Genomic DNA, 23,944 nt, shown 5'->3' on the forward strand with positions numbered 1-23,944 from the left:
GTGAGCGTCCTCGTAACCGAAGGCGTGCCGGACTTCCGGCCCACCCACGTCGTGCCGCGCGACGGTCTGCCCGCCTGGGAAACCCCCGATCCGGCGCTGCCGACGGTGTCCCTCGACGCGTTCCTGCCGGTACGGCTCACCGAACGGGCCGGGGACTGGGGGCGGGTGCTGTGCTCCAACGGCTGGCAGGCGTGGGTCGACGCGCGGCTGCTCGTCACCGTGCCGGACGATCCCCCGGCGGCGGGCCGGCCGCTCACCAGGACGGCCGATCCGCGGCCGCTGCTGGCCCGCGCCGAGGACGCGCTGGGCCGGTACCGGCGGGCGGCCGACGAGCTGGGCGCGGGCCGCCTGGACGGCGAGGCCTTCCGGCGGCGGACGCGCGGCCTGCGGGTGGGGATGGTCGTCGACGGCGAGTCGGTGTGGCTGTACGACGCGGAGCACGAGCGCTGGGTGTTCTGCGACGGCCTCGGACTCCATACGTACGCGGCGTCCGCGGCCCCGTCGGCCTCCGTGCGGGTCGCCGGCTCCCCCGCGCCCCGGGCGGACGAGGTCCCGGAGTCCGCCGGGCCCGCTCCGGGCGACCGGGCGGGAGCCGGGCCTCCCGTGTACGAGCCGACCCAGGTGGTGCCCCAGGTCGACCCGGCGGGGGCGGCCGGGCCGCCGCCGACGCAGGTCGTGGAGCGACCGCCCGGAACGGCGGGTGAGGACTGATGGCCGGCGGCGCGCAGGACGCGGACCTCCCGTCGGGGAGGGCCTCGGGGCTCCTCGGCAAGGAGATCGCGGGCTACCTCGTGGAGAGAGAGATCGGCCGCGGGGGCATGGCCGTCGTGTACCGGGCGCGCGACCAGCGCCTGGGCCGGACGGTGGCCCTGAAGCTCCTCGCCCCCGAACTGGCCCGCAACGACACCTTCCGCAAACGCTTCGCGCACGAGTCACGGGTCGCCGCCTCCATCGACCACCCCCACATCGTGCCGGTCTTCGACGCCGGCGAGACGGAGGGGGTCCTGTACATCGCGATGCGGTACGTGGCGGGGCAGGACCTGGTGGCCCTGCTCGTCCGCGAGGGGCCGCTGCCACCCGTGAAGGCCGGGCGGATCGCCGTCCAGGTGGCCTCCGCCCTGGACGCGGCGCACGCGCACGACCTGGTCCACCGGGACGTGAAGCCGGGCAACATCCTGGTGGCCGAGGGCACCGACCGTGACCACCCCGAGCACGTCTACCTCACGGACTTCGGGCTGACGAAGAAGTCGCTCTCGCTGACCGGGTTCACGACCGTGGGCGAGTTCGTCGGCACCCTCGACTACGTGGCGCCGGAGCAGATCTCGGGCAAGCCGGTCGACGGCCGGTGCGACGTCTACAGCCTCGCGTGCGTGGTCTTCGAGACCCTGGTCGGCGCGCCGCCCTTCCGGCGCGACACGGACTGGGCGGTGCTGTGGGCGCAGCAGTACGATCCGCCGCCACCGCTCTCCGAAGTGCGCCCAGGGCTGCCGGAGGCGGCGGACGCGGTCTTCGCGAGGGCCCTGGCGAAGTCCCCCGAGGAGCGGTACGGGACGTGTCTGGAGTTCGTCGCGGAGCTGCGGTCGGCACTGGCCGGCCCGGGCACGGCCGGAGGCCCCGTGGTGACATCGGACACCCGAAGGCCCGGACCGCCGCCGGCACCTCCGGTGTGGGCACGGCCCGTCTTCCGGGAGCTCTGAGGTCCGTCCCGACCAAGCCGGACCTCGGGGCTCTCCGCCTCACCCGTCCGGGGCTTCCTCGCCTCACCCGCCCGGGGCTCTCCGCCTCACCCGGCCGGGCCCCTCCGCCTCACCCGGCCGGGCCCCTCCGCCTCGCCCGTCCGGGCCTACTTCTTCTCCGCCTCGCCCTTGCGGTGGACCCGGGAGGCGAGGAGGCCCCCGAGGAAGCCGAGGACGAGACCCCAGAGGAGGGCGAAGCCGACCGTCTTCCAGACGTGCGGGCGCAGCAGCACCTCGCCGCCCAGGTCGTCGAGGTCGCCGATGCCGAGGATCGAGAGACCGAAGCGGGCCTCGACCAGGGTGAGGGGGGCGACGACCAGCATCGTCAGGGCGAAGGCGATGCCCAGGCGCAGGGAGTGCTGCCAGAGCTTGGTCCCGGCCGGGGAGCGGACCGCCGCCGCGAAGGCCGCGGCGAGGATCAGGACGGCCGCCACGGGCAGCAGCCACCAGGCCCTCGCGTCCTCCGCGGCGAGCGAGGAGAGGTCGACCGTCGACAGGTCGGTACTGCCGCCGCCGTCGCGGAGGACGGCGTCGAGGATCTGCGGCATGGGGAGGCCGAACGGCCCCTCGGCCTTGCCCTCCCACGAGCCGCCGATGCCCACGCCGAGCGCGAGCCAGGACACGTTGGGCAGGCCGAGCAGGAGGACGGCGAGGGTCTCCGCCACGTGGCCCTTGGTCGCCGCGACGACGATCCCGATGACCAGGCCCACGGCCACGTACGCGAGGAGGAGCATGAGCATCGCGTGGGCGGCGGGCCGGACGGGCTCGTGGTAGCGGACGAGCCGGGACGGCAGCGGGGTCCTGCGGGAGACCAGGAGGGCGACGACGAGCACGCCGAGGATCCACAGGAGCCCGTAGAAGAGGGTGGGCCCGACGTCGGTACGGAAGCCGATGGTGGGGTCGGTCGCGTCGAGGAGCTCCCCGAAGAGGTCCCCGAGGGAATCCTCCGACTCCTCCGACGTGTCTCCGCCGATCGTGAGCGGGAAGTCGTGCCGGGCGAGGGCGGAGAGGCCCGCGAGGGCGGCCAGCCAGAGGACGACGGTGCCCCCGGCGCGGAGCAGGAGTTCACGGGTGCCCGCGACCGCGTGGTGGCGCAGGGGGCGGAGGAAGCAGTAGCCGGTGACGAGCGCGCCCACCAGGGTGACGGTGAGGGGCATCGCGGTCAGTTCGGCCTGGGTTCCCGCGAGGGCTCCGGCGTCGCCGGCGAGGTCGATCTTGCCGCCCGCGGCCATGACGACGACCGCGGCGAGGACGGCGGTGAAGCCGCCCGGCAGGTCGGCCGCGCCCGCGGCCCAGAGGCCGAGTCCGGCGACGACGCCCATGGCGACGTACCCGGCGACCACCGCTGCCAGGGCCTGGACGCCGACGCGTACGAAGAGCCCGGTCGGGGTCGCGGGGCTCGCTGAGGTGGAGAGCCGACTGCTCACGCTGTCCACGCTAGTACCGGTGGCGGCCGCCCGCTTGTGGACGGGCGTTCCTCCGCTTGCGGGCGGGCACCGTTCCGCGCACACAATGGGCCCGGAACGGAAGAAAGGGAAAAACGTGACTTCCCACCCGCCATCAGGCCCTCCGTCCGGCCCTCCGTCGGTACCGCCGTCAGGCCCGCCCTCCGGCCCCCTGTCGGAACCGGGTAACCGCCCCGGGACCGGCGGACCCCCACCACCCCCCGGACCGCCCTCAGGCGGCGGCCCGGGCGGCTCGTCCGGCGGAGGAGGCACGCCCGGCGGAGGCGGCTCGTCCGGCGGAGGGGGCACGCCCAGCGGAGGCGGCCCGTCCGGCGGAGGCACCGGCAAGGGCGGCGGCGGCCCATGGTGGCGCTCCGTCCCGAAGGTCGCCTCGGCCACCGCCGTCCTCGTGGCGGGCGTGGCCCTGGCCGTCGTCCTGACCAGCCAGCCCGACGACACGAACGGCACGACCGGATCCGGCGGCGGCGAGGTCTTCCTCCAGAACGCCGCCGCGTCCGGCCCTGACCCGTTCACCCAGTCGACGGCCCGCACCGGCGGCGCCTCCGCATCGCCGCCCTCGCTGCCGCCCCGCACCGCGTCGGCAGAGGCGGGCACGCCGCGGGTGTCGGGCTCGACGCCCGGGCTCTACGGCGGAACACAGTCGGTCGCGAGCTGCGACGTGGAGCAGCAGGTGCGCTACCTCTCCGCCCAGCCCGCGAAGAACGCGGCCTTCGCCTCGGTCCTCGGCATCGAGACGAACGAGGTCCCGGGCTATCTCCGCTCCCTGACCCCGCTTCAGCTCCGGGCCGACACCCGGGTGACGAACCACGGCTTCCGGGACGGTTCCGCCACCACGTACCAGGCGACCCTCCAGAGCGGGACCGCGGTCCTCGTCGACGGCCGCGGCGTGCCGCGCGTCCGCTGCGCGTGCGGCAATCCGCTGACCGAACCGGTGGCACAGAAGGCACCGCGGACGACGGGCACGCCCTGGCAGGGATACAACTCCTCGCAGGTCGTCGTCGTGGCCCCCTCGGTGACGGTCGTCAACGTCTTCGTCGTGTACGACCCCGAGGACGACGGCTGGTTCGCGCGGAAGCACGGCGACACCGGCACGCAGGACAAGCCCACTCCCCCGCCTCCGCCGCCGTCGCACTCGAAGTCCCCCTCCGCGTCGCCGTCCACCTCTGCCTCCACGTCCCCGTCGGACTCCCCGACGCCGCTGCCGTGTGTGACGGTGACGGGTACGGACACCCCGACGCCCCGCGAGGGCGTCACCCCGCCGCCGTGCCCTTCGCCGCTGTCACCGTCCGAGTCGACGTCCTCACCGGCCTCGCCGTCCGACTCGACGAGCCCGCACGACGAGTCCCCTTCGACCGAGTCGCCACCGTCGGAAGAGTCGCCCGCCCCGGAGTCCGGCCCGGCGACCGACGAGTCCGCGGAGCTGACGCCGCCGCCGCCGGACGAGTCGGCGTCGGTGCTCTCCCCCGTGTCCCCGTCGTCCCCGCAGAGCCAGTCCCAGCCCCCGTCCCCGTCGCTGCCCTTGTCGGTGACGCCTTCCGTCCCGGAAGCGGGGTCGGGCTCGGTACCGGGCTCAGTCCAGGGTCCCGGTCCGGGCGCCGCGCTCTTCGTCTGACCTCGCGGCCCGTCGGTCCCCGTCCGCCCGTACCTCCGCACCGGATCCACCCGGTACGGAGGTACGCGCGTTCCCGCGCAGGACGCGGGCCTCCCCCGGGCGCAGCGCCGGACCCGGCACGGTCAGCACCGGGCAGGCCGCGCGGTCCTGGAGCGCGCGCAGGACCGGGCGGCGGCGCAGCCGCGCGAGGCGGCCCCGGCGCGGCGCGGCGCCGACGACCAGGAGGTCGCCGGGGAGGTCGGCCGCCGCGCGGAGGGCGGCCGCTGGGGCGTCCCTGACGATCCGCCGCTCCACCGCGAGGTCCCCGGGAGCCGCCCCGAGGGCGTCGACGAAGGCGCTCCACAGCCGGTCCCGGGCGGCCTCGCCCCACAATCGGGCCCACTCCCGGTCGGGCCTCCGGGCGTACAGGCCCTCGCCTTCCGGCGGTGCCCAGGCCAGTACCGCGAGGAGCGGGACGGACTCGCGGCGGGCGAGAGCGGTCGCGTACCGCAGAGCGGCGAGGGAGGCGAGCGATCCGCTCACGCCGACGACGACCCGCCGGACGGTCCCCTCGGGAACCGGCTCGGCGTCGGGGTGCGGGGCGCTCACGTCGAGCCACCGCGTATCACCGTGCGCAGGCCCCGGAGCCAGGCTCCGAGCGCCAGGGGTCGGGCCTCGCGCTCCTCGGCGCGCAGTTGCCACATCCGCTCGTCGCGGTCGGTGAAGTGTCCGGACATCGGTCGTCTCCTTTCCCGTGGGGAGGTGGCCACCAGGCCACTGGACAGGAGTCTGTACTCTGATTGGCCTGGACAGCAGAGCCAATAAGGAGTGATTGGCATGGCAGTGGCACGCGTGGTCCACACAGCGGACCGGACCCTGACGGGCCGCCAGCTCGCGTCGCTCCTCACCCCGCCCGCCGAGGGCCGGTTCGGCTATCGGGAGCTCGCGCGGGCGGTCCGTGAGGCCCTGCTCGACGGGCGGGTGGCGCTGCGCCTGCGGCTGCCGGCGGAGCGCGAGCTCGCGACGGTGCTGGCGGTGAGCCGGACGACCGTGACCGGGGCGTACGACCTGCTGCGGGAGAGCGGGTACGCGCACAGCCGCCGTGGTGCCGGTACCTGGACCGCGCTGCCGGACGGTCAGGCGCCGACCCCGCTCGGCGCCTTCCAGGACGACGCCGGGGCCACCATCGACCTCGCCCTGGCCGCGCCGCAGGCCCCGGACGAACTCGCCGCGGCACTGGCGTCGGCCGCCGCCGAGCTCCCCCGCTACGCCGGCTCGCAGGGCTACCACCCGTACGGACTGCCCGTCCTGCGCGCCGCGATCGCGGCGCGGTACACGGCCCGTGGCCTGCCGACCCGGCCCGAGCAGATCCTCGTCACCGCGGGCGCGCAGCAGGCGCTGTCGCTGGTCCTGACGCTGCTCGGCCGGGCCGGTGACCGGGTGCTCGCCGAGAACCCCTCGTACACGAACGCCCTCGACGCGATGCGCGGCCGCATGCTGCGCATCACCCCCGTGCCGGTGACCGAGACCGGCTGGGACACCGGCCTCGTCGACGCCGCGCTGCGGCAGACCGCGCCACGTCTGGCCTATCTGATCCCCGACTTCCACAATCCGACCGGGCACCTGATGCCGCAGGAGCAGCGCCGGGAGCTGGCGCGGGCCGCGCGTGCCACCGGGACGTGGCTGGTCGCCGACGAGACGCTCGCCGACATCGCCCTGGACGTGCCCGCGCCGCCGCCCTTCGCCGCGGCGGCCGGCGGGGGCGACGGCGAGCAGATCGTCTCCGTCGGTTCGCTGAGCAAGAGCTGCTGGGGCGGGCTGCGGGTCGGCTGGGTCCGGGCCGCGTCCCGGGTCGTGACCGAGCTGGCCCGGGTCCGGATCACGGCCGACCTGTCGGGGTCCGTCCTGGACCAGCTCGTCGCGGTCGCCCTGATGGAGCGGCTCGACACGATCGTGCCGCGGCGCCTCGCGGAGCTGCGCCGGCGCCGGGACGCACTGACGACGGCGCTGGCCCGGCACGTGCCCGACTGGCACTGGACGGTGCCGGCCGGCGGGATGTCCCTGTGGATCGACCTGGGCCGCCCGGTCGCCTCCTCCGTCTCGGCCCGCGCCCTGCGGCACGGCGTGCGGGTGGAGGGCGGCGCGCGGTTCGGGGTGGACCCGGGGACGCACGAGCACCGACTGAGGATCCCGTACACGCTGCCGGAGGACGTCTACGAACCGGCGGCCGAGCGGCTCGCGGCAGCCCTCGACGGGGCTCCGGGGCGGTTCGCCGACCCGGCGCTGCCGGACTGGGTGGCCTGAGGCCTCGGACCGTGCCCGGAGCCGCGCCCGCCGCATATTCGCGTGCCCCGCATCGGCGGTCCGTGTACGGTCCAACGAGTGGAACGACTGACCGACAAAGAGATCCGCTCGTCCTTCGTGAACTGCACGAAGGGCGAGGCGGCACGGCTCAAGCTGCCGCTCGACTTCGCCGAACTCCCCTGGGGGGACCTGGACTTCCTCGGCTGGGTCGACCCGGGCGCGCCGCTGCGCGCGCACCTGGTCGTCCCCCGTGAGGACGGGCCGCTCGGCGTGACCCTGCGGGTGCCGGCCACCGGCCGGACCAGCGCCGTGAAGTCCAGCATGTGCCAGGTGTGTCTGACCGCGCACGCCTCCTCGGGCGTCACTCTCCTCGTCGCGCCGCTCGCCGGGAGCCGCGGCCGCGAGGGGAACACGGTCGGCATCTACCTCTGCGCCGACCTCGCCTGCTCCCTCTACGTCCGGGGCAAGCGGCAGCCGAAGCTGCGCGCCGGGCGCCAGGAGGAGTCCCTCACCGTCGACGAGCGGATCGCGCGGACGACGGCCAATCTGGACGCCTTCGTCGGCCGGGTGACGGCGGTCTGACCGCCGTCACCCCGCCACCCGCTCACCGGACGCCCGCTCACCGGCAACCGGGCCTACAGCTCAGCGGAAGGCCTGCTCGCCGGTGAGCGCCTTGCCGATGACCAGGGAGTGGACCTCGCTCGTGCCCTCGTAGGTGAGCACCGACTCCAGGTTGTTGGCGTGGCGCAGCACCGGGTATTCCAGCGTGATGCCGTTGGCGCCGAGGATCGTGCGGCACTCGCGGGCGATCGCGATGGCCTCCCGTACGTTGTTCAGCTTGCCCACGCTGATCTGTTCGGCCGTGAGCTCGCCCGCGTCCTTGAGACGGCCGAGGTGGAGGGCGAGCAGCATGCCCTTGCCGAGCTCGACCGCCATGTCGGCGAGCTTCTGCTGGGTCAGCTGGTAGGAGGCGAGGGAACGGGCGAAGACGGTCCGGTCGCGGGCGTAGGAGATGGCCGTCTCCAGGCAGTCGCGGGCGGCGCCGAGGGCGCCGAAGACGATGCCGAAGCGGGCTTCGTTGAGGCAGCCGAGCGGGCCGGAGAGGCCGCGGGCGTCGGGCAGCATCGCGTCGGCCGGGAGGCGCACGTCCTCCAGGACCAGTTCGCTGGTGACGCTCGCCCGCAGGGAGAGCTTCATCTTGATCTCCGGGGCGCTGAAGCCGGGCGTTCCCGCCGGGACGAGGAAGCCGCGGACGCCGTCCTCCGTGCGCGCCCAGACGACGGCGACGTCGGCCACGGAGCCGTTGGTGATCCACATCTTGGTGCCGTTGAGCACCCAGTCCGAGCCGTCGCGCTTGGCGTTGGTCCGCATCGCCCCGGGGTCCGAGCCGGCGTCGGGCTCGGTGAGGCCGAAGCAGCCGATGTACTCGCCGGCCGCCATCTTCGGCAGCCAGCGCTGCTTCTGCTCCTCGGAGCCGTACTTCCAGATCGCGTACATGGCGAGGGAGCCCTGGACGGAGACGAGGGAGCGCAGTCCGGAGTCGACGGCCTCCAGCTCCAGACAGGCGAGGCCGTACGCGACGGAGTTGGTGCCGGCGCAGCCGTACCCCTCCAGGTGCATGCCCAGGACGCCGATGCCGCCGAGCGTGCGGGCGAGCTCGCGGGCCGGGATCTCGCCCTTCTCGAACCAGCCGGCGACGTGGGGCAGCAGCTCGCGGTCGGCGACGGCGCGCACGGTCCGGCGGATCTCGCGCTCCTCGTCGGTGAGCAGACCGTCGACGGCGAGCAGGTCGAAGGGGTGGACGGGAGTGGACGGCGACTTCACGGACGGCCTCCTGTGACGGGCGACTGACGACGGTGCGACTCGGCGAGCCGAAGCGTAGCGCCAGATCGGATATTGGATCCAGTATGGAAAATCCGATCGCCGGGCCGTACCGTCTCGGTCATCCGACGGGATCCGACGGCCGGCAGCGCCGGCGAGGGAGAAGCGGAATGCGCGCAGACCAAGAGGGCACGACGGGCGCCGCCGCGGCGGGCGCCCTGGACGGGATCGTCGTCGCCGACTTCGGCCGGGTGCTCGCGGGGCCGTACATGACGATGCTCCTCGCCGACCTGGGCGCGGACGTCATCAAGATCGAGCGGCCGGGCTCCGGGGACGACACCCGTGCGTGGGGGCCGCCGTTCGCCGGCGGCGAGGCGACGTACTTCCTCGGGGTGAACCGGAACAAGCGATCCGTCTCGCTCGACCTCACGGACCCGGAGGACCTGGCGACGGCGCGCGCGATCGTCGACCGCGCGGACGTCCTGGTGGAGAACTTCCGGCCCGGCACGATGGAGAAGCTGGGGCTCGGGTACGAGGACGTGCGCGCGGGCAATCCCGGGCTCGTCTACTGCTCGGTGACCGGCTTCGGTACCGCCGAAGGGGCCCGGCTGCCCGGCTATGACCTGCTCGTGCAGGCGATGGGCGGGCTCATGAGCGTGACCGGCGAGCCGGAGGGCACGGGGACCAAGGCGGGTGTCGCCCTCGTCGACGTCATCACCGGCCTCCATGCGGGTCTCGGGGTCCTCGCCGCCCTCCGGCACCGCGAGCGCACCGGCGAGGGCCAGCGCGTCGAGGTCTCCCTGCTCGGCTCGCTCCTCTCGGCGCTCACCAACCAGGCCGCCGCGCACCTCGGGGCGGGCGTCGTCCCGCGCGCGATGGGCAACAGGCACCCGAGCATCGCGCCGTACGAGGTCTTCGAGGCCCAGGACCGGCCGCTGGTCCTCGCGGTCGGCACCGACCGCCAGTTCCGCGCGCTGTGCGAGCGGCTCGGCCGGCGGGAGCTCGCCGAGGACCCGCGTTTCGCGACCAACACGGCCCGGGTCGCCCACCGCGAGGAGCTGGTCGAGGCGCTGTCCGGGCCGCTCGGTACGCGCACGGCCGACGGCTGGTTCGAGGAGCTGACGGCCGCCGGGGTGCCCTGCGGCCCCATCAACGACCTGGCCGCCGCCTTCGACCTCGCCGACCGGCTGGGGCTCGACCCGCGCGTCCCCGAGCCGGCGGCCGGCCCCGGTCAGGTCGCCAACCCGATCCGGCTCGGCGCCACCCCGCCCTCGTACCGAGGAGCTCCCCCGCGCCTGGGCGAGCACACGGACGTGCTGCTCGCGGCGCTCGGCCGGCCCGCGCGTACGCCCTGATCCATAGGAAGATGGTGGTCACCGGCGGGGGAAGCGGCCGGTGGGCGACATCGGGAACGGAAGGTCACAGGCGATGAGCAGCGCGGTGCAGAGACGGCGGCCGCAGACCGCCCAGCAGTTCGTCCTGGAGGAACTGCGGCGCGCCATCACCAGCGGGGAGCTCAAGCCGGGCGACCAGATCCGTCAGGACGCGCTGGCGGCGCGGTTCGACGTGAGCCGCGTCCCGCTCCGCGAGGCGCTCAAGGCCCTGGAGGCCGAGGGCCTGGTCGTGCACCACATACACCGGGGGTACTTCGTCGCGGAGCTCTCGCTCGCCGACCTGGAGGAGATCTACCGGATCCGGGAGCTCCTGGAGACGGAAGCGGTGCGCATGGCCGTGCGCCGCATGCCGGACGGTACGGTCGAGGCGCTCGGAGCCATCCAGCGCGAGGTGGAGCGGGCGGCCGAGGACGGTGACGTGCCGGCGATGGCGGCGGCGAACAGGCGCTTCCACTTCACCCTGATCGAGGCGTCCGGGATGCCGCGCCTCGTCCGCCTCATCGCGACCCTGTGGGACTCCACCGACGCCTACCGCTCGCTCTACTACACGGAGACCCCGCACCGCGAACAGGCCGTCCACGAGCACCGTGCCGTGCTCTCGGCGCTGCTCCACGGCGATGAACACGCCGCCGTGCGATGGCTCGACGAGCACCGCGCCCACGCGGTGGCGGCGCTCCGCGAGGTCCTGGACCTGGACCGGGGCTGACGGCCGGTCGGGCGACCCCCGACCCTGACGAGGCACCCCCTCGCGTCTTACCCTGTCGCCGGACGCGAGGAGGAACCATGGCGCGGATGCCGTCGGCCGAACGACGCACGCAGCTCGTCGAGGCGGCGATCAGGGCGATGACCAGGGACGGTGTCGCGCGGACGACCACGCGGTCGATCTGCGCGGAGGCGGGCGTCTCGCTGAGCGTCTTCCACTACTGCTTCGACTCGAAGCAGGCGCTGCTCGAAGCCGCGATCGAGACGATCACCGGCAACTACGTCGCCCGGGTGAAGTCCGCCGTCGAGCCGAGGGCCACGCTGCGCGAGACCGTGCGGGCCGGGCTTCAGACGTACTGGGACCACGTCACCGCGCACCCCGGTGAGCACATGCTGACGTACGACCTCACCCAGTACGCCCTGCGCGAGCCGGGGTTCGAGCATCTGGCGCGTGCCCAGTACGAGCAGTACGTGGCGTCGGCGGCCGCCCTGATCGAGCAGGTGGGCATCGTGCGCCGCGCGGACCCCCGGGTGCCGGTGGAGGTGCTGGCGCGGTATCTGGCAGCGGCGATCGACGGGCTCACCCTCCAGTTCCTGGTCCTGGGCGACCAGCAAGTCGCCGCGGACCAGCTCGACATGACGGCCGATCAGTTGGTGGCGCTGATCGACGGGTGACACGCTACCGGTCGGTCACTTCGCCAACAGGTCGTTTGTCCCGGACTCTTGACTCACTGGCTCGACACCGCGATTCTCGGGGCGCCCGGCACACCCCCACCGACCGGAGGCATCGCCGACCATGATTCGACCCTCACCGCGCAGGACCGGCGGCAGATCCGCCCTCCTCGCCCTGTTCCTCGCCCTCGCCGCGCTCCTGTTCGGATCGGGACCGGTGCCCGCGGCGGCCGCCGGAGCCGCCGCCGGTACGTGGTGGGAGCCGACCTCCCGGCCCGCACCGGACTCCGGGATCAACGTCACCGGTGCGCCGTTCACCGGGACCGACGCCCAGGGGAAGGTGCGCGGGTTCGTCGACGCGCACAACCACCTGATGTCCAACGAAGGGTTCGGCGGCCGGCTCATCTGCGGGCAGACGTTCTCCACCGCGGGCATCGCCGACGCGCTCAAGGACTGCCCCGAGCACTACCCGGACGGCAGGGGCGCGCTCTTCGAGAACATCACCGGCGGCGCGGACGGCACTCACGACCCGGTCGGCTGGCCCTCGTTCAAGGACTGGCCCGCCAACAACTCCCTGACCCACCAGCAGAACTACTACGCCTGGGTCGAGCGCGCCTGGCGCGGCGGGCAGCGCGTCCTCGTCAACGACCTGGTGACGAACGGCCTGATCTGCTCGATCCTGCCCCGGGACCGGGGCTGTGACGAGATGGAGTCGATCCGCCTCCAGGCCAGGAAGACGTACGAGCTCCAGGACTACGTCGACGGCATGTACGGAGGCCCCGGAAAGGGCTGGTTCCGGATCGTCACCAGCTCCGCCCAGGCCCGTTCGGTGGTCGAGCAGGGCAAGCTCGCGGTCGTCCTCGGCGTCGAGACCTCGGAGCCGTTCGGCTGCAAGCAGATCCTGGACGTCGCCCAGTGCGACAAGGCCGACATCGACCGCGGCCTCGACGAGCTGTACGGCCTTGGCGTGCGCAGCATGTTCCTGTGCCACAAGTTCGACAACGCGCTGTGCGGCGTGCGTTTCGACTCCGGGACCATCGGGGCGGCCGTCAACATCGGCCAGTTCCTGTCCACCGGGACCTTCTGGGCCACGGAGCGGTGCACGGGCCCGCAGCACGACAACCCGATCGGCCTGGCCGCCGCGCCCGTGATGGCCCAGAAGCTGCCGGCCGGGGTGAGCATGCCCTCGTACGCCTCCGACGCCAAGTGCAACACCCGGGGCCTCACCAGACTCGGCGAGCACGCCCTGCGGGGCATGATCGACCGGGGCATGATGCTGGAGCTCGACCACATGAGCGTCAAGGCCGCCGGCCGCGCGCTCGACATCCTGGAGTCCGAGGAGTACCCGGGCGTCCTCTCCACCCACAGCTGGATGGACCTCGACTGGACCGAGCGGCTCTACCGCCTCGGCGGCTTCGTCGCCCAGTACATGCACGGCGCCGAGGGCTTCATCGGCGAGGCGGGCCAGAAGGCGGACCTCCGCGAGAAGTACGGGGTCGGTCTCGGCTACGGCACGGACATGAACGGCGTCGGAGGCTGGCCGGGTCCGGTCGGCCCGGACGCCCCGAACGCCGTGAAGTACCCCTTCCGCAGCGCCGACGGCGGCACGATGATCGACCGTCAGGTCACCGGCGAGCGCACGTGGGACCTCAACACCGACGGCGCCGCGCACAACGGCCTGGTCCCGGACTGGATCGAGCAGATCCGGCTCAGCGGCGGCCAGGGAGTCGTGGACGAGCTGGCCGCCGGTGCGGAGTCGTACCTGACCACGTGGAAGTCGACCGAGAAGCACGAGCCGGGGATCAACCTCGCCTCGGGTGCGGCCACTTCGGCGAGCTCCGCGGAGTGGCACCCGTTCACCAGCTACGCGCCGGGCCGTGCCGTCGACGGCGACACGGGCACGCGCTGGGCCAGCGACTGGTCGGACGGCCAGTGGCTCCGGATGGACCTCGGCTCCGTACACCGGGTGGGCAAGGTCACCCTCGACTGGGAGCGGGCCTACGCGCGGGAGTACCGCATCGAGCTGTCGGAGAACGGTACGGACTGGCGGACGGCGTGGTCCACGGACGCCGGTGACGGCGGCTACGACACGGCGGAGTTCGCTTCGCAGTCCGCGCGGTACGTACGGATCCAGGGGGTGCGGCGCGCGACCCAGTGGGGCTACTCGCTCCACGAGGTCGCGGTGCACCGCACCTGACGCTCGTCGCGCCCGTGGCTCAGCCCCCCGTGGTGCCCGTCCAGTCGGCGGGCACCCGGGCGAGCCGGACGCGCTGGGGGTGGTCACCGACATCGACGGTGGCCACCCGCCGGCCCGTGGCGAAGTCGATCGCCGTCACCCGGTCGGCGCCGCTCTCCGAGACGACGCAGGACGCTCCGTCGCCGCTGACGGTCGCCCAGTAGGGCTTGGACACCTCGACGAGCGGGCCCTGCCGGAGGCTCGCCCGGTCGACGACGGTGGCGTAGTCGTCCATCGTCCCGGCGACACACAGCTTGGCCCCGTCGGGGCTGATCGACAGGCCGTGGTGACGCGAGTCGTTGACCCACGTCGTGCGGTCGGGGTCGGTCGACGGGCTGCCGGGGAGGTACTTGGCCCGGGTGATCCGGTCGGTGTCGACGTCGTACTCCAGGAACCCGCTGAGGAACGAGACCTGGAAGTACAGCTTCTTCTCGTCCGGGGTGAAGACGAGCGGCCGTACGGCGTCGGAGAGGTCGTCGCGGCCGAAGGCGTCGAGGCGGGTGCGCATGTCGATCACCCGGACGGTCTCGAAGGTGCGGGCGTCGACGACGGTGATGCGCCGGTCCCCCTTGGTCCAGTCGAGCCAGGGCGCGTCGAGGGCGGTGGTGACCTCGCCGATGGACATGTTCCACAGACGGCCGTCGGAGGTGAAGACGTTCTCGTGCGGCTTGTCGCCGGTCTTGAAGGAGCCGAGCTGGCGACCGGTGGCGATGTCGAGGACGTGCACCGTGTTCGCCGTGGAGGCGGAGACGGCGACCCGGGTGCCGTCGGGCGAGACAGCCATGTGGTCGGCGCGGTAACCGGCCACGGGGAAGCGCCAGTTGATCCGGCCGGTACGCAGGTCGAGGGAGACCACGTCCGCGAAGCTGGGGCGGGAGACGACCATGGCCGTGCCGTCGGGGGTCGCGTACATGTCGTCGACGAACTGGTCGTGCCCCTCCCCCGGCCCGCTGCGGACGCCGAGGAAGAAGGCGAGCTTGACGGGGTTCAGGTAGATCTCGCGCAGCCGCTCCTCCCGGTCGGGGATGACGTTCACCCGTCCGATGCGGCGGAAGTCGCCCCGGGACTCGATGACGTCGGCCGTGCCGTCCCAGTTGTTGCCGACGAACATCACCTCGCGCAGTCCGGCGGGGGCGCCGTCCGTGGTCGTTCCGGCGGCTGCGCTGCCCGGAGCGGCCGTTCCGGTGGCGGCCGTTCCGGTGGCGCCGGTCGTCGCGAGGAGGGCGAGGGCCAGGGCGAGGGCGCCGCCGAAGCGGCGGCGGCGGGGGGTGCGAGGGGAGGGCATGAGGGGGTCCTTCTTCCTTCTCGGAACCACGACTTACCCGAAGTAACCATGTACATGACATCTCCGGCAAGCCCCTGTCCGGCCCTCGTTCCCCCACCCTTCCCCCACCCCCCTCACACCAGGACTACGTCCGGTGCGGGACCATGGAGTCCGGAACGCAGAAGGGACGGAACGGACGATGAGGAACCGCAGTGTCGCGGACCTGATGACGCCGGCCGCGGTCGCGGTGCAGCGGGGGACGTCATTCAAGGAGATCGCGCGGCTCCTCGACGAGTACGGCATCACCGCGGTCCCGGTCGTCGACGACGAGAACCGGCCCGTGGGCGTCGTCTCCGAGGCGGACCTGCTGCGGCGGCACTCCGCGAAGGACGGCCCGAGCACGGCCGAGGCCATGATGTCGAGCCCGGTCCTGACGGCCCGCCCGTCGTGGACGGCGGTCGAGGCGGCCCGGCTGATGGAGCGGCACCGGGTGAAGCGCCTGCCGGTGGTGGACTCGGAGGGGAGGCTCATCGGCGTACTGAGCCGGAGCGACCTCCTCCAGTTGTTCCTGCGGCGGGACCGGTCGATCCAGGAGGAGATCCGGGAGGACGTCGTCGTCCGCATCCTGCGCCTCTCCCCCGCCGCCGTGCACATCGACGTCGACGAGGGCGTGGTGACGCTCAGCGGCACCCTGGAGAGCGCGGACACCGCGCCGATCCTGGTCCGGCTGTGCGAGACGGTGGACGGAGTCGTGGAGGTCGTGGACCGGCTCGCGTACGAGGACGACGGCGACGGCACCGCCCCTTAGGGATGTCGGCGCGGGAAGGACCCGGCCGGACGGGGGTGCCGTCCGGCCGGGCCCCGGGGGCGGGCGGCGGCTCCGTCAGAAGCCTGGAGGACCGGGGATCAGGAGACCCCGGACCACGAGACCCGATCTCAGGAGACCCGAGATCAGGAGACCCCAGATCAGGAGACCCCAGATCAGGAGGCCCCAGGTCAGGAGACCGCCTCCGGCCAGCCGTATCCGGGACCGGTGTGCTGGGGTACGGTCCCCGCGCCCACCGCCTCCATCTCCCGGTTGGCCTCCCGCATGAGTTTGCCGGCCAGATCCTTCATCGCCCGGCTCGCGGCGAGCTCGTCGCCGATCGCCGGGACGTCCACGTCCGTCGGGTTGCAGCGGGCGGTGCCGTGGCCCGTGATGGTCGAGGTGCCGGTGCTCAGCCGCACCTCGGCGTCCGTCCTGCCGCTCTCCTCGACCAGTTCCAGGCCGACCGTCCACTCCAGAGTGCGTGTCATGGTCTGCCTCCTTGCGCATGGCTACTACCAGCATCCATCGGCCCGCGCCTCCGCGCGCGGGGGCGCGGGGGCGTTGCCCCCGAACTCCGTCAGGGCGCGCGGAACAGGCGGGGGAAGCGGGGGGCGAGCCAGGGCTTGCGCCCCCAGCCGAGCGCCTTGCCCCGGGCGATCACGGGCCACGGGTCGACCCTCCCCAGGGCGAGCAGGTGGAAGGCGACCGGATCGGTGAGGATCGTGCAGTCCGGGCGGGCGGGCGGCTCCGGGGCGACCCGGACCTCGCCGTCCGTGACGGTGACGCCGAAGGCCGGGCCGCCCCGGAGCCGTACCGCGAAGGTCGCGGTCAGACCGGCGACGGCGGCCGGGTCGGCCACCCTCGGCATCACGGCGAGCATGAAGGGGAGGGTGAGGGCGACCCGGCGCGCGTCGATCATGTGGGGGCGGCCCAGGGCGACGGCCAGGTCGTAGCCGTGGCCGAGCATGTGGGTCAGCAGGTACGAGCCGAGGACGCCCGGGCCCATCGCGCCGAGCGGGGTGGTGAGCACCTCGTCCGGGTGTCGCCGTTCGACGGCGTCGAGGAACGCTTCGGCCTGCGCCGTGATCATGTCGGCGAGGAGGGCCGGGTCGCGCTCGGCGAATCCGGCGAGGGCGCGTTCGTTGGCCTCGGCCAGGCCGCCGGGGGTGCCGTCCCCGTAAGGACGCTCGTGACCGGCGGCGAGGTCGGCCATGAGGGCGTTCACCTGGGCCAGGTGTGCGGCGGCCTGGCCGACCGTCCAGACGGACCTGGGAACCGGCAGACCACCCCGGTGCCCGGCACCCCGATCCCGCGGCGTGCACAGGACCTTCGCGATGTCCTCGGCGGTTCCGCGTATCGCGTCGGCGAGATCCTCGGTCAGTACCCCGGTCGTTCGCTGCACCTGCTCCACCCCTCCCAGGACGCCGGCAACTCCCCCGTTGCGGAGTACCGGTCGGTGAGGGACCGTACCAGGGGTAAGCCCATGTGACACCGATCCCCACACGGACCCACGTTGCATGACCATGCAGGATGATGCATACTCTTCCTATGTCTAAGGTCCTCACCTCCCTTCCCGCCGGCGAGCGCGTCGGCATCGCCTTCTCGGGCGGCCTCGACACCTCGGTCGCGGTCGCGTGGATGCGCGACAAGGGCGCCGTCCCGTGCACCTACACGGCCGACATCGGCCAGTACGACGAGCCCGACATCGCCTCGGTGCCCGGCCGTGCGAAGGCGTACGGCGCCGAGATCGCCCGGCTGGTCGACTGCCGCGCCGCGCTGGTCGAGGAAGGCCTGGCCGCGCTCACCTGCGGCGCGTTCCACATCCGCTCGGGCGGGCGTGCCTACTTCAACACCACGCCGCTCGGCCGCGCCGTCACCGGCACGCTGCTGGTCCGCGCCATGCTCGAGGACGACGTCCAGATCTGGGGCGACGGCTCGACGTTCAAGGGCAACGACATCGAGCGGTTCTACCGGTACGGCCTGCTGGCCAACCCCCATCTGCGGATCTACAAGCCGTGGCTCGACGCGGACTTCGTGACCGAGCTCGGCGGCCGCAAGGAGATGTCGGAGTGGCTCGTCGCCCACGACCTCCCCTACCGGGACAGCACGGAGAAGGCGTACTCCACCGACGCCAACATCTGGGGCGCCACGCACGAGGCGAAGACCCTGGAGCACCTGAACACCGGTGTGGAGACGGTGGAGCCCATCATGGGCGTCCGCTTCTGGGACCCGTCGGTCGAGATCGCCGCCGAGGACGTCACGATCGGCTTCGACCAGGGCCGTCCCGTGACCATCAACGGCAAGGAGTTCTCCTCCCCCGTCGACCTGGTGATGGAGGCCAACGCCATCGGCGGCCGCCACGGCATGGGCATGTCGGACCAGATCGAGAACCGGATCATCGAGGCCAAGAGCCGCGGCATCTACGAGGCGCCCGGCATGGCCCTGCTGCACGCGGCCTACGAGCGGCTCGTCAACGCGATCCACAACGAGGACACCCTCGCCCAGTACCACAACGAGGGCCGGCGTCTCGGCCGTCTCATGTACGAGGGCCGCTGGCTGGACCCGCAGGCCCTGATGGTCCGCGAGTCGCTCCAGCGCTGGGTCGGCGCGGCCGTCACCGGCGAGGTGACGCTGCGGCTGCGGCGCGGCGAGGACTACTCGATCCTCGACACGACGGGCCCGGCGTTCAGCTACCACCCGGACAAGCTCTCCATGGAGCGCACCGAGGACTCGGCGTTCGGCCCGGTGGACCGGATCGGCCAGCTCACCATGCGGAACCTCGACATCGCCGACTCGCGCGCCAAGCTGGAGCAGTACGCCGCTCTCGGCCTGATCGGCACGGGCAGCCCCGCCATCGGCGCCGCCCAGGCCGCCGCGACCGGCCTGATCGGCACGATGCCGGAGGGCGGCGCCGAGGCGATCGCCTCCCGCGGCGAGGTCTCCGACGACGACGAGATGCTCGACCGCGCGGCGATGGAGCTGGGCACGGACTAGCGTCCGCCCCTTCGGGCACGGGAAAGGCCGGCTCGGCGCTTCACGCGCCGAGCCGGCCTTTCCGGCGTCACGGGACGCCCTACATCACGGGACTTCCGGCGTCACCGGACGTCCTGCGCCACGGACGTTCTGCGTCACGGGACTTCCGGCGTCACCGGAGGTGCGGCGCCACCCGACGTCCTCAGCCCGCCGTGGGCACCCCGTCCACGACCAGGACGATCTTGCCCGTGGTGCGTTCGGTCTCGCCGAGGGCGTGCGCCTTGGCGGCGTCGGCGAGCGGGAAGACGGCCTCGACGTGGGCGCGCAGTGCGCCGGACTCGACGAGACCGGCGACGGCGTTCATGCCGGCGTGGTCGGCCTCCACGAGGAGGGTCTCCACGCGTACTCCGCGCGCGGCGGCCTTCGCCGGCTCGTCGGGGTCGGTGCCGGGAAGGAGGGAGACGAGGACGCCGCCGGGGCGCAGGACGCCGAGGGAGCGGACACGGGTGTCTCCGGAGAGCGGGTCGAGGACCACGTCGACGTCCTCGACGACCTCGGCGAAGTCGACCTCGCGGTAGTCGATCACCTCGTCCGCACCGAGGGAACGGACGACGTCGTGCTTGGCGGCGCTCGCGGTGCCGATGACGTACGCGCCGCGGGACTTGGCGATTTGGACGGCGAGGTGACCGACCCCGCCGGCGGCCGCGTGGACGAGGACACGCTGTCCGGGGCCGACCTGGGCCGTGTCGACGATCGCCTGGTACGCGGTGAGGGCGGCGAGCGGGAGGGCTCCGGCCTGGACGTGGTCGATGCCGGCCGGCTTGTGCGCGAAGGCGCGGGCGGGGCCGGTCACGTACTCGGCGTGCGAGCCGACGCCGTACGGGTAGGGCAGCATCCCGAAGACCTCGTCGCCCGGCTTGAAGAGGGTCACGCCGTAGCCGACGGCCTCCACGACGCCGGAGACGTCCCAGCCGAGGACGAGCGGCAGACGGTCGAGGAACAGGCCGGCGGAACGGTGCTTCCAGTCGGTCGGGTTGACGCCGGCCGCGCGGACGGCGACGAGGATCTGGTTCAGGCCCGGCTCAGGCCTCGGGACCACGACTTCCTGGAGCACGTCGGGGGTTCCGTGGAGGTCCTGGCTCATGGCGCGCATGGTGCGGTGATTCGTCATGCCGACCAGCCTCGCCGCCGGCCCCGCGGCGTACCATGGCATGATTGCCATCTTTCGACAGGATTCTGCCATGACCGTCACGGGAAACCGCCACCGCGTCGTCGTCCTCGCCCTGGACGGGGTGTACCCCTTCGAGCTGGGGATCCCGAACCGCGTGTTCGGTGCCGTGCCGGAGTTCTACGAGGTCGTGACCTGCTCGGTGGACGGCCTGCCCGTCCGGACCAACGCCGACTTCTCGGTGACCGTCGCGCACGGCCCTGAGGTCCTGCGCACGGCCGACACGGTGGTGCTGCCGCCCTTCGACCTGTCGCTCCTCACCCGCGAGGTGCCACCGGTGGTCGCCGGCGCGCTCGCGTCCGTACCCCCGGGGGCTCGACTGGTCTCCATCTGCACGGGCGCGTTCGTGCTGGCCGCGGCCGGGATGCTGGACGGCCGCCCCGCCACGACGCACTGGGCGCTCGTGGACACCTTCCGTTCGCGGTTCCCGCAGGTGGCGCTCGACCCGGAGGTCCTCTTCGTCGACGACGGGTCCGTGCTGACCTCGGCGGGCGCCGCCTCAGGGGTGGACGTCTGCCTCCATCTCGTACGGAAGGACCACGGCGCCGCCGTCGCCAACCGGGTGGCTCGCATGTGCGTCGCACCGCCGTGGCGGGACGGCGGGCAGGCGCAGTACATCGAGCAGCCGGTCCCCGAGGCGACGGCGAACGACACCTCGGCGACCCGGCAGTGGGCGCTGGAGCGGCTGCACGAGCCGATCGCCCTGAGCGAGCTCGCCGAGCACGCCCGGATGAGCCTGCGCACGTTCGCCCGGCGTTTCGACGAGGAGGTCGGCATGAGCCCGGGGCGGTGGCTGATCCAGCAGCGGGTGTCCCGGGCCCGGCAGTTGCTCGAAACCACCGACCTGGCCGTGGACGACATCGCCGGGCACGTCGGCTTCGCCACCGGCACCTCGCTGCGCCAGCACCTGCACGCCGCCATCGGCGTCACGCCGCTCGCCTACCGGCGCACCTTCCGCGGTGTGCCCGTGGCCTGAGCCCGCCGACCCCGATCGGCTCAGCCGCCGGCCGCCTCGCGGGCGATCCGGTCGAACTGCGCACCCATGGCCTCGGCGAGCGCCCGGGCCGCCGACAGGGGACGGACCATGACGGTCAGGTCGTCGATCTTCCCGTCCTCGTCGACGTGCAGGAAGTCGCAGCCCTGGATCTGCTTCCCGGCGACCGTCGCGGTGAAGACGAGGGCGTGGTCACGGCCGTCGGGGTTCGCGATCTCGCGTACGTACGTGAAGTCCTCGAAGACGCGCATCACGCCGCGGAGGATCGCGGCGGTCATCGCCCGGCCCGCGTACGGCGCGAACGCCACCGGGCTGGTGAAGACGACGTCCTCGGCGAGCAGCGCCTCCAGGGCGTCCGGGTCACGGTCCTCGACGGCCTTGCGGAACGGGTGCATGGACCCTCCTCACATACACGTACTCAATAAGTTGATTAGGTGAATCGGAGGCTATGCCCGGAGGGTGCGGCTGTCCAGCGTCAGACGCGCGGAACGGGTGGGATAGCGTGCGGTGGTTGATTCGCAGGTGCGATGCCCGTGCGCGAGGGCGGGACGTAAGAGGGGGCGGGGATGAGCGACTCGGCATGGGCACGGTTCCGGCGGCACCGGTGGCTGCCGCAGGCGACGCTGGTCCTGCTGCTCGTGGTGCTGGCTGCGGGCTTCGTCCTCGTACGGGGCGAGCAGCGCGACCGGCACAACGAGGACGCGCTGGCCCGGGCGTGCGGCGGGGCGCTCCCGCGGGAGGACGCGGCGGAGCTGCTGGCCGACGACGCCTGGTGGACGCTGCGGACCGGGCCCGGGCCGCGGGGTCTTGTCTCATGCGGCCTCGGCGGGGACGGCGAGGAGGACCCGTGGTTCACCGTGACGGCGGAGCCGGTCCTTGACCCGCCGCTGAAGGGCGTCCGGGTGGACGACATCGTGAGCCGCACCCCGTACGAGGAACTGCCGGACTGGGCCGAGGAGCACAAGCGGGCGGACCAGCGCGTCACGGTCCCCTGCCCGAACGGCCTGCCGGGGTACGCCCGCCCGGTCACCTCCTTCCGCGTCCATGCCTCGACGGACAGCCCGGCGAGTGAACGGCTCGGCGGGCTCGTCGCCGCCGTCGCCGAGGACGTACGCGCCGGCGGGCGCTGCGGTGGGACCCCGGTGCGGGACACCGACGTGCAACCGGTGTCCCCGTCCCCGCAGGAGGCGGCGCCGGACGCGCCGCCCGCGGAGTGCGCGTGGTTCCGCCCGGCGCTGCTCGGCCCCGCCCTGAAGGGTGCCGAGCAGTCGGCCCACGGGGCCACCCACGCCTGGGCCAAGGCCTGTTCCACGACCCTCTCGAAGCCGGGGGGCGGCGTGGTGGTGAGCTCCGCCAGTTGGTGGGGCGAGGTGCTTCCGGAGGTGCGTACCGAGTACGGGCACGAGCTCGCGCGGGCCGGGCGCGACGGACAGCCGACCGCCGGGGCGAAGACGTACGAACTCGCGGTCTGGGCCGAGGCCCGGTGCGCGGGCGGCCGAACCCTGCACCGTCTCGGCCTGGAGGGAGCGGACCGCGATCTGCTCCTCTCCCGCGCCGACTCGCTCCTCGCGCGCTATCTCGACGCGTCGGGCGACTGCGGTGACACGAAGGTGCTCGGAAAGGTGTGGGGATGAGCGAGGAGACCCTGGAGCACAAGCAGGAGCAGGAGCTGGAACTGGACCGGATGCGCCGACGGCGGCGGATCCGGCTCGCGGCGGGCCTGACGGCCGGCGCGGCCGTGGTGGCGGGCGGCCTGTTCTGGCTGTCCGGCGGTTTGCAGGCCTGGCTCCACGACCGCGCCCTGGACTCGGCGTGCGACGGCACTTTGGCGGCCGATCCGGTGCGGGAGCTGGTCGGCGGGGCCGAGGTGACGGCGGAGGTGAGGACGGGCAGGAGCTTCTGGCAGTGCCGGGTGAGCGAAGCCGATGAGGAGTACGAGGAGGACGGTCGGATCGACCTGCGCGTGACGGTGCGCGACGCACGGGACCACTTCGCCACGGTGGACGCGACACGCACCGACGCGCCCCTGGGCCACGGGTGGACCGGTGGCTTCGCGTTCGACCCCGACCGGGAGCGTCGGGGCGAGGCGACCGCCACCGTCCTGCTCGACTGCGGCGGCACACCGGGGCGCGGCGTCGTCGCGGAGGTGCGTGCCAGGATCGACCGGGCCGACTTCGGCCGCCCGGAGGCCCGGACGGGGCTCACCGCCGTGCTGACCCGCACGGCGACGGCCTACGCCCGGCAGGAGGGGTGCGAGGTCACCGAGGGCGAGCCGGTGCGGAAGGTCGACACGTCCGTGAACGCCTGGGACCACGAGCCCATCGCGTCCGTGTCGGGCAGCTGCGCCGGAATCGTCGACCCGCGGACCGCCGCACGCTGGGGCGTCCGGACGGCCGTCGAGACCGCGCCGGGACCGAAGCCGGCCGAGGGCTGCACCCTGGGCGGCCTGCGGGGCGCACCGCTGTACACGTTCACCGCGTCGTACGGCCCCGCCCTGGAGCGAAGCACGCGGGACCTCCTCGACGACGTGACCGACCAGCGGGCGGGCGATGCCCCGGACGGCCGCTACGTCCTGTGGGCCGAGTGCCGCGGTGCGGTGGACCGGGCCGCCTACGTCGTCGCCCCCGTGGGCGGCGAACGCGGCCGCACCGTCGACCTCACCCTCGACCACGCGGGCCTCCGCACCGCCCTGTCGGCCTTCGCCGCGCGCTCGGCGAAGGCCCACGGCTGCACGCTCGCCGACGACTAGAGCGTG

22 protein-coding genes and 1 pseudogene are annotated in these 23,944 nt (G+C 73.3%); 14 read left to right on the forward strand and 9 right to left on the reverse strand.

Annotated features, from left to right (window positions below; genetic code table 11):
• Together ACFWWU_RS30610 and ACFWWU_RS30615 are read left to right on the forward strand one after the other, a co-directional pair.
• Positions 1-711: a hypothetical protein gene (locus tag ACFWWU_RS30610; protein WP_384150130.1), complete on the forward strand. Its 711-nt coding sequence runs from the start codon at positions 1-3 to the stop codon at positions 709-711.
• The gene (locus ACFWWU_RS30615; protein ID WP_384150133.1) at positions 711-1,697 is read left to right on the forward strand and encodes a serine/threonine-protein kinase; all 987 of its coding nucleotides are present in this window, start codon (positions 711-713) and stop codon (positions 1,695-1,697) included. Before ACFWWU_RS30610 ends, ACFWWU_RS30615 begins: the two co-directional genes overlap by 1 nt.
• Before the next feature lie 146 nt (positions 1,698-1,843).
• Here ACFWWU_RS30615 and ACFWWU_RS30620 read toward each other — a convergent pair whose 3' ends face one another.
• Complete coding sequence (locus ACFWWU_RS30620; RefSeq protein WP_384150136.1) at positions 1,844-3,172, reverse strand: streptophobe family protein; 1,329 nt, start codon at positions 3,170-3,172, stop codon at positions 1,844-1,846.
• Between the two features lie 76 nt (positions 3,173-3,248).
• Between ACFWWU_RS30620 and ACFWWU_RS30625 the strand changes: the two are divergent.
• Positions 3,249-4,655: pseudogene (locus ACFWWU_RS30625) on the forward strand (DUF6777 domain-containing protein); the annotation flags it as partial.
• A gap of 117 nt (positions 4,656-4,772) precedes the next feature.
• Here ACFWWU_RS30625 and ACFWWU_RS30630 read toward each other — a convergent pair.
• Positions 4,773-5,402, reverse strand: a complete 630-nt coding sequence (locus tag ACFWWU_RS30630; RefSeq protein ID WP_384150139.1) for a universal stress protein — start codon at positions 5,400-5,402, stop codon at positions 4,773-4,775.
• Positions 5,399-5,530, reverse strand: a complete 132-nt coding sequence (locus ACFWWU_RS30635) for a hypothetical protein (protein WP_384150142.1) — start codon at positions 5,528-5,530, stop codon at positions 5,399-5,401. The genes ACFWWU_RS30630 and ACFWWU_RS30635 overlap by 4 nt, the downstream gene beginning before the upstream one ends.
• Before the next feature lie 100 nt (positions 5,531-5,630).
• Here ACFWWU_RS30635 and ACFWWU_RS30640 point away from each other — a divergent pair, with 100 nt between their 5' ends.
• Positions 5,631-7,097 carry a PLP-dependent aminotransferase family protein gene (locus ACFWWU_RS30640; protein ID WP_384150145.1) on the forward strand — a complete coding sequence of 489 codons (1,467 nt, stop codon included), beginning with the start codon at positions 5,631-5,633 and terminating at the stop codon, positions 7,095-7,097.
• Positions 7,098-7,175: 78 nt separating this feature from the next.
• Complete coding sequence (locus ACFWWU_RS30645; RefSeq protein WP_384150148.1) at positions 7,176-7,679, forward strand: FBP domain-containing protein; 504 nt, start codon at positions 7,176-7,178, stop codon at positions 7,677-7,679.
• Between the two features lie 60 nt (positions 7,680-7,739).
• On the opposite strand, the gene ACFWWU_RS30650 is transcribed toward ACFWWU_RS30645, so the two are convergent.
• Positions 7,740-8,921, reverse strand: coding sequence for an acyl-CoA dehydrogenase family protein (locus tag ACFWWU_RS30650; protein ID WP_384150151.1), 1,182 nt, complete (start codon positions 8,919-8,921; stop codon positions 7,740-7,742).
• A 167-nt stretch (positions 8,922-9,088) separates the two neighbouring features.
• Between ACFWWU_RS30650 and ACFWWU_RS30655 the strand changes: the two genes are divergently transcribed.
• From ACFWWU_RS30655 to ACFWWU_RS30670, 4 genes are all read left to right on the forward strand, one after another.
• On the forward strand, positions 9,089-10,273 hold the full coding sequence (locus tag ACFWWU_RS30655; protein ID WP_384150154.1) for a CaiB/BaiF CoA transferase family protein: 1,185 nt from the start codon (positions 9,089-9,091) through the stop codon (positions 10,271-10,273).
• A 73-nt stretch (positions 10,274-10,346) separates the two neighbouring features.
• Entirely contained in the window at positions 10,347-11,018 is a 672-nt protein-coding gene (locus ACFWWU_RS30660) for a GntR family transcriptional regulator (protein WP_384150156.1), read from the forward strand.
• 77 nt (positions 11,019-11,095) lie between these two features.
• The gene (locus ACFWWU_RS30665) at positions 11,096-11,689 is read left to right on the forward strand and encodes a TetR/AcrR family transcriptional regulator (protein ID WP_384150159.1); all 594 of its coding nucleotides are present in this window, start codon (positions 11,096-11,098) and stop codon (positions 11,687-11,689) included.
• 121 nt (positions 11,690-11,810) lie between these two features.
• Positions 11,811-13,883 (forward strand): discoidin domain-containing protein, encoded by a 2,073-nt coding sequence (locus ACFWWU_RS30670; protein WP_384150162.1) that lies wholly within the window; start codon positions 11,811-11,813, stop codon positions 13,881-13,883.
• Between the two features lie 19 nt (positions 13,884-13,902).
• Here ACFWWU_RS30670 and ACFWWU_RS30675 read toward each other — a convergent pair whose 3' ends face one another.
• Positions 13,903-15,207 (reverse strand): YncE family protein, encoded by a 1,305-nt coding sequence (locus tag ACFWWU_RS30675; RefSeq protein ID WP_384150165.1) that lies wholly within the window; start codon positions 15,205-15,207, stop codon positions 13,903-13,905.
• A 178-nt stretch (positions 15,208-15,385) separates the two neighbouring features.
• On the opposite strand from ACFWWU_RS30675, the gene ACFWWU_RS30680 reads away from it, so the two are divergent.
• Positions 15,386-15,994, forward strand: coding sequence for a CBS domain-containing protein (locus ACFWWU_RS30680; protein ID WP_384150168.1), 609 nt, complete (start codon positions 15,386-15,388; stop codon positions 15,992-15,994).
• Between the two features lie 188 nt (positions 15,995-16,182).
• Here ACFWWU_RS30680 and ACFWWU_RS30685 read toward each other — a convergent pair whose 3' ends face one another.
• Both ACFWWU_RS30685 and ACFWWU_RS30690 read right to left on the reverse strand, forming a co-directional pair.
• The gene (locus ACFWWU_RS30685; RefSeq protein WP_384150170.1) at positions 16,183-16,482 is read right to left on the reverse strand and encodes a DUF1876 domain-containing protein; all 300 of its coding nucleotides are present in this window, start codon (positions 16,480-16,482) and stop codon (positions 16,183-16,185) included.
• 89 nt (positions 16,483-16,571) lie between these two features.
• Entirely contained in the window at positions 16,572-17,396 is an 825-nt protein-coding gene (locus ACFWWU_RS30690; RefSeq protein ID WP_384150173.1) for a maleylpyruvate isomerase family mycothiol-dependent enzyme, read from the reverse strand.
• Between the two features lie 146 nt (positions 17,397-17,542).
• Here ACFWWU_RS30690 and argG point away from each other — a divergent pair, with 146 nt between their 5' ends.
• A complete protein-coding gene (gene argG, locus ACFWWU_RS30695) occupies positions 17,543-18,988 on the forward strand; it encodes an argininosuccinate synthase (RefSeq protein ID WP_384150176.1) in 1,446 nt (481 codons plus the stop codon).
• Between the two features lie 181 nt (positions 18,989-19,169).
• Here the strand turns inward: argG and ACFWWU_RS30700 are convergent, their stop codons facing one another.
• Positions 19,170-20,138, reverse strand: coding sequence for an NADP-dependent oxidoreductase (locus ACFWWU_RS30700; protein ID WP_384150179.1), 969 nt, complete (start codon positions 20,136-20,138; stop codon positions 19,170-19,172).
• Between the two features lie 70 nt (positions 20,139-20,208).
• Between ACFWWU_RS30700 and ACFWWU_RS30705 the strand changes: the two genes are divergently transcribed.
• Entirely contained in the window at positions 20,209-21,171 is a 963-nt protein-coding gene (locus ACFWWU_RS30705; RefSeq protein WP_384150182.1) for a GlxA family transcriptional regulator, read from the forward strand.
• A 20-nt stretch (positions 21,172-21,191) separates the two neighbouring features.
• Here ACFWWU_RS30705 and ACFWWU_RS30710 read toward each other — a convergent pair whose 3' ends face one another.
• On the reverse strand, positions 21,192-21,584 hold the full coding sequence (locus ACFWWU_RS30710; protein ID WP_384150185.1) for a nuclear transport factor 2 family protein: 393 nt from the start codon (positions 21,582-21,584) through the stop codon (positions 21,192-21,194).
• Positions 21,585-21,755: 171 nt separating this feature from the next.
• Between ACFWWU_RS30710 and ACFWWU_RS30715 the strand changes: the two genes are divergently transcribed.
• Both ACFWWU_RS30715 and ACFWWU_RS30720 read left to right on the forward strand, forming a co-directional pair.
• On the forward strand, positions 21,756-22,823 hold the full coding sequence (locus ACFWWU_RS30715) for a hypothetical protein (RefSeq protein WP_384150188.1): 1,068 nt from the start codon (positions 21,756-21,758) through the stop codon (positions 22,821-22,823).
• On the forward strand, positions 22,820-23,938 hold the full coding sequence (locus tag ACFWWU_RS30720; protein WP_384150190.1) for a hypothetical protein: 1,119 nt from the start codon (positions 22,820-22,822) through the stop codon (positions 23,936-23,938). The genes ACFWWU_RS30715 and ACFWWU_RS30720 overlap by 4 nt, the downstream gene beginning before the upstream one ends.
• Positions 23,939-23,944: the final 6 nt, after the last annotated feature.

The organism is Streptomyces sp. NPDC058650, from assembly GCF_042717315.1.
Taxonomy (GTDB): domain Bacteria; phylum Actinomycetota; class Actinomycetes; order Streptomycetales; family Streptomycetaceae; genus Streptomyces.

Excerpts from the sequence above, each read along its gene's own strand:
- ACFWWU_RS30675 (WP_384150165.1), bottom strand. The coding sequence starts at position 15,207 with ATGCCCTCCCCTCGCACCCCCCGCCGCCGCCGCTTCGGCGGCGCCCTC.
- ACFWWU_RS30715 (WP_384150188.1), top strand. The coding sequence starts at position 21,756 with ATGAGCGACTCGGCATGGGCACGGTTCCGGCGGCACCGGTGGCTGCCG.
- ACFWWU_RS30680 (WP_384150168.1), top strand. The coding sequence starts at position 15,386 with ATGAGGAACCGCAGTGTCGCGGACCTGATGACGCCGGCCGCGGTCGCG.
- ACFWWU_RS30710 (WP_384150185.1), bottom strand. The coding sequence starts at position 21,584 with ATGCACCCGTTCCGCAAGGCCGTCGAGGACCGTGACCCGGACGCCCTG.
- argG (WP_384150176.1), top strand. The coding sequence starts at position 17,543 with ATGTCTAAGGTCCTCACCTCCCTTCCCGCCGGCGAGCGCGTCGGCATC.
- ACFWWU_RS30665 (WP_384150159.1), top strand. The coding sequence starts at position 11,096 with ATGGCGCGGATGCCGTCGGCCGAACGACGCACGCAGCTCGTCGAGGCG.
- ACFWWU_RS30685 (WP_384150170.1), bottom strand. The coding sequence starts at position 16,482 with ATGACACGCACTCTGGAGTGGACGGTCGGCCTGGAACTGGTCGAGGAG.
- ACFWWU_RS30700 (WP_384150179.1), bottom strand. The coding sequence starts at position 20,138 with ATGACGAATCACCGCACCATGCGCGCCATGAGCCAGGACCTCCACGGA.
- ACFWWU_RS30635 (WP_384150142.1), bottom strand. The coding sequence starts at position 5,530 with ATGTCCGGACACTTCACCGACCGCGACGAGCGGATGTGGCAACTGCGC.
- ACFWWU_RS30705 (WP_384150182.1), top strand. The coding sequence starts at position 20,209 with ATGACCGTCACGGGAAACCGCCACCGCGTCGTCGTCCTCGCCCTGGAC.
- ACFWWU_RS30655 (WP_384150154.1), top strand. The coding sequence starts at position 9,089 with ATGCGCGCAGACCAAGAGGGCACGACGGGCGCCGCCGCGGCGGGCGCC.
- ACFWWU_RS30670 (WP_384150162.1), top strand. The coding sequence starts at position 11,811 with ATGATTCGACCCTCACCGCGCAGGACCGGCGGCAGATCCGCCCTCCTC.
- ACFWWU_RS30615 (WP_384150133.1), top strand. The coding sequence starts at position 711 with ATGGCCGGCGGCGCGCAGGACGCGGACCTCCCGTCGGGGAGGGCCTCG.
- ACFWWU_RS30660 (WP_384150156.1), top strand. The coding sequence starts at position 10,347 with ATGAGCAGCGCGGTGCAGAGACGGCGGCCGCAGACCGCCCAGCAGTTC.
- ACFWWU_RS30640 (WP_384150145.1), top strand. The coding sequence starts at position 5,631 with ATGGCAGTGGCACGCGTGGTCCACACAGCGGACCGGACCCTGACGGGC.
- ACFWWU_RS30720 (WP_384150190.1), top strand. The coding sequence starts at position 22,820 with ATGAGCGAGGAGACCCTGGAGCACAAGCAGGAGCAGGAGCTGGAACTG.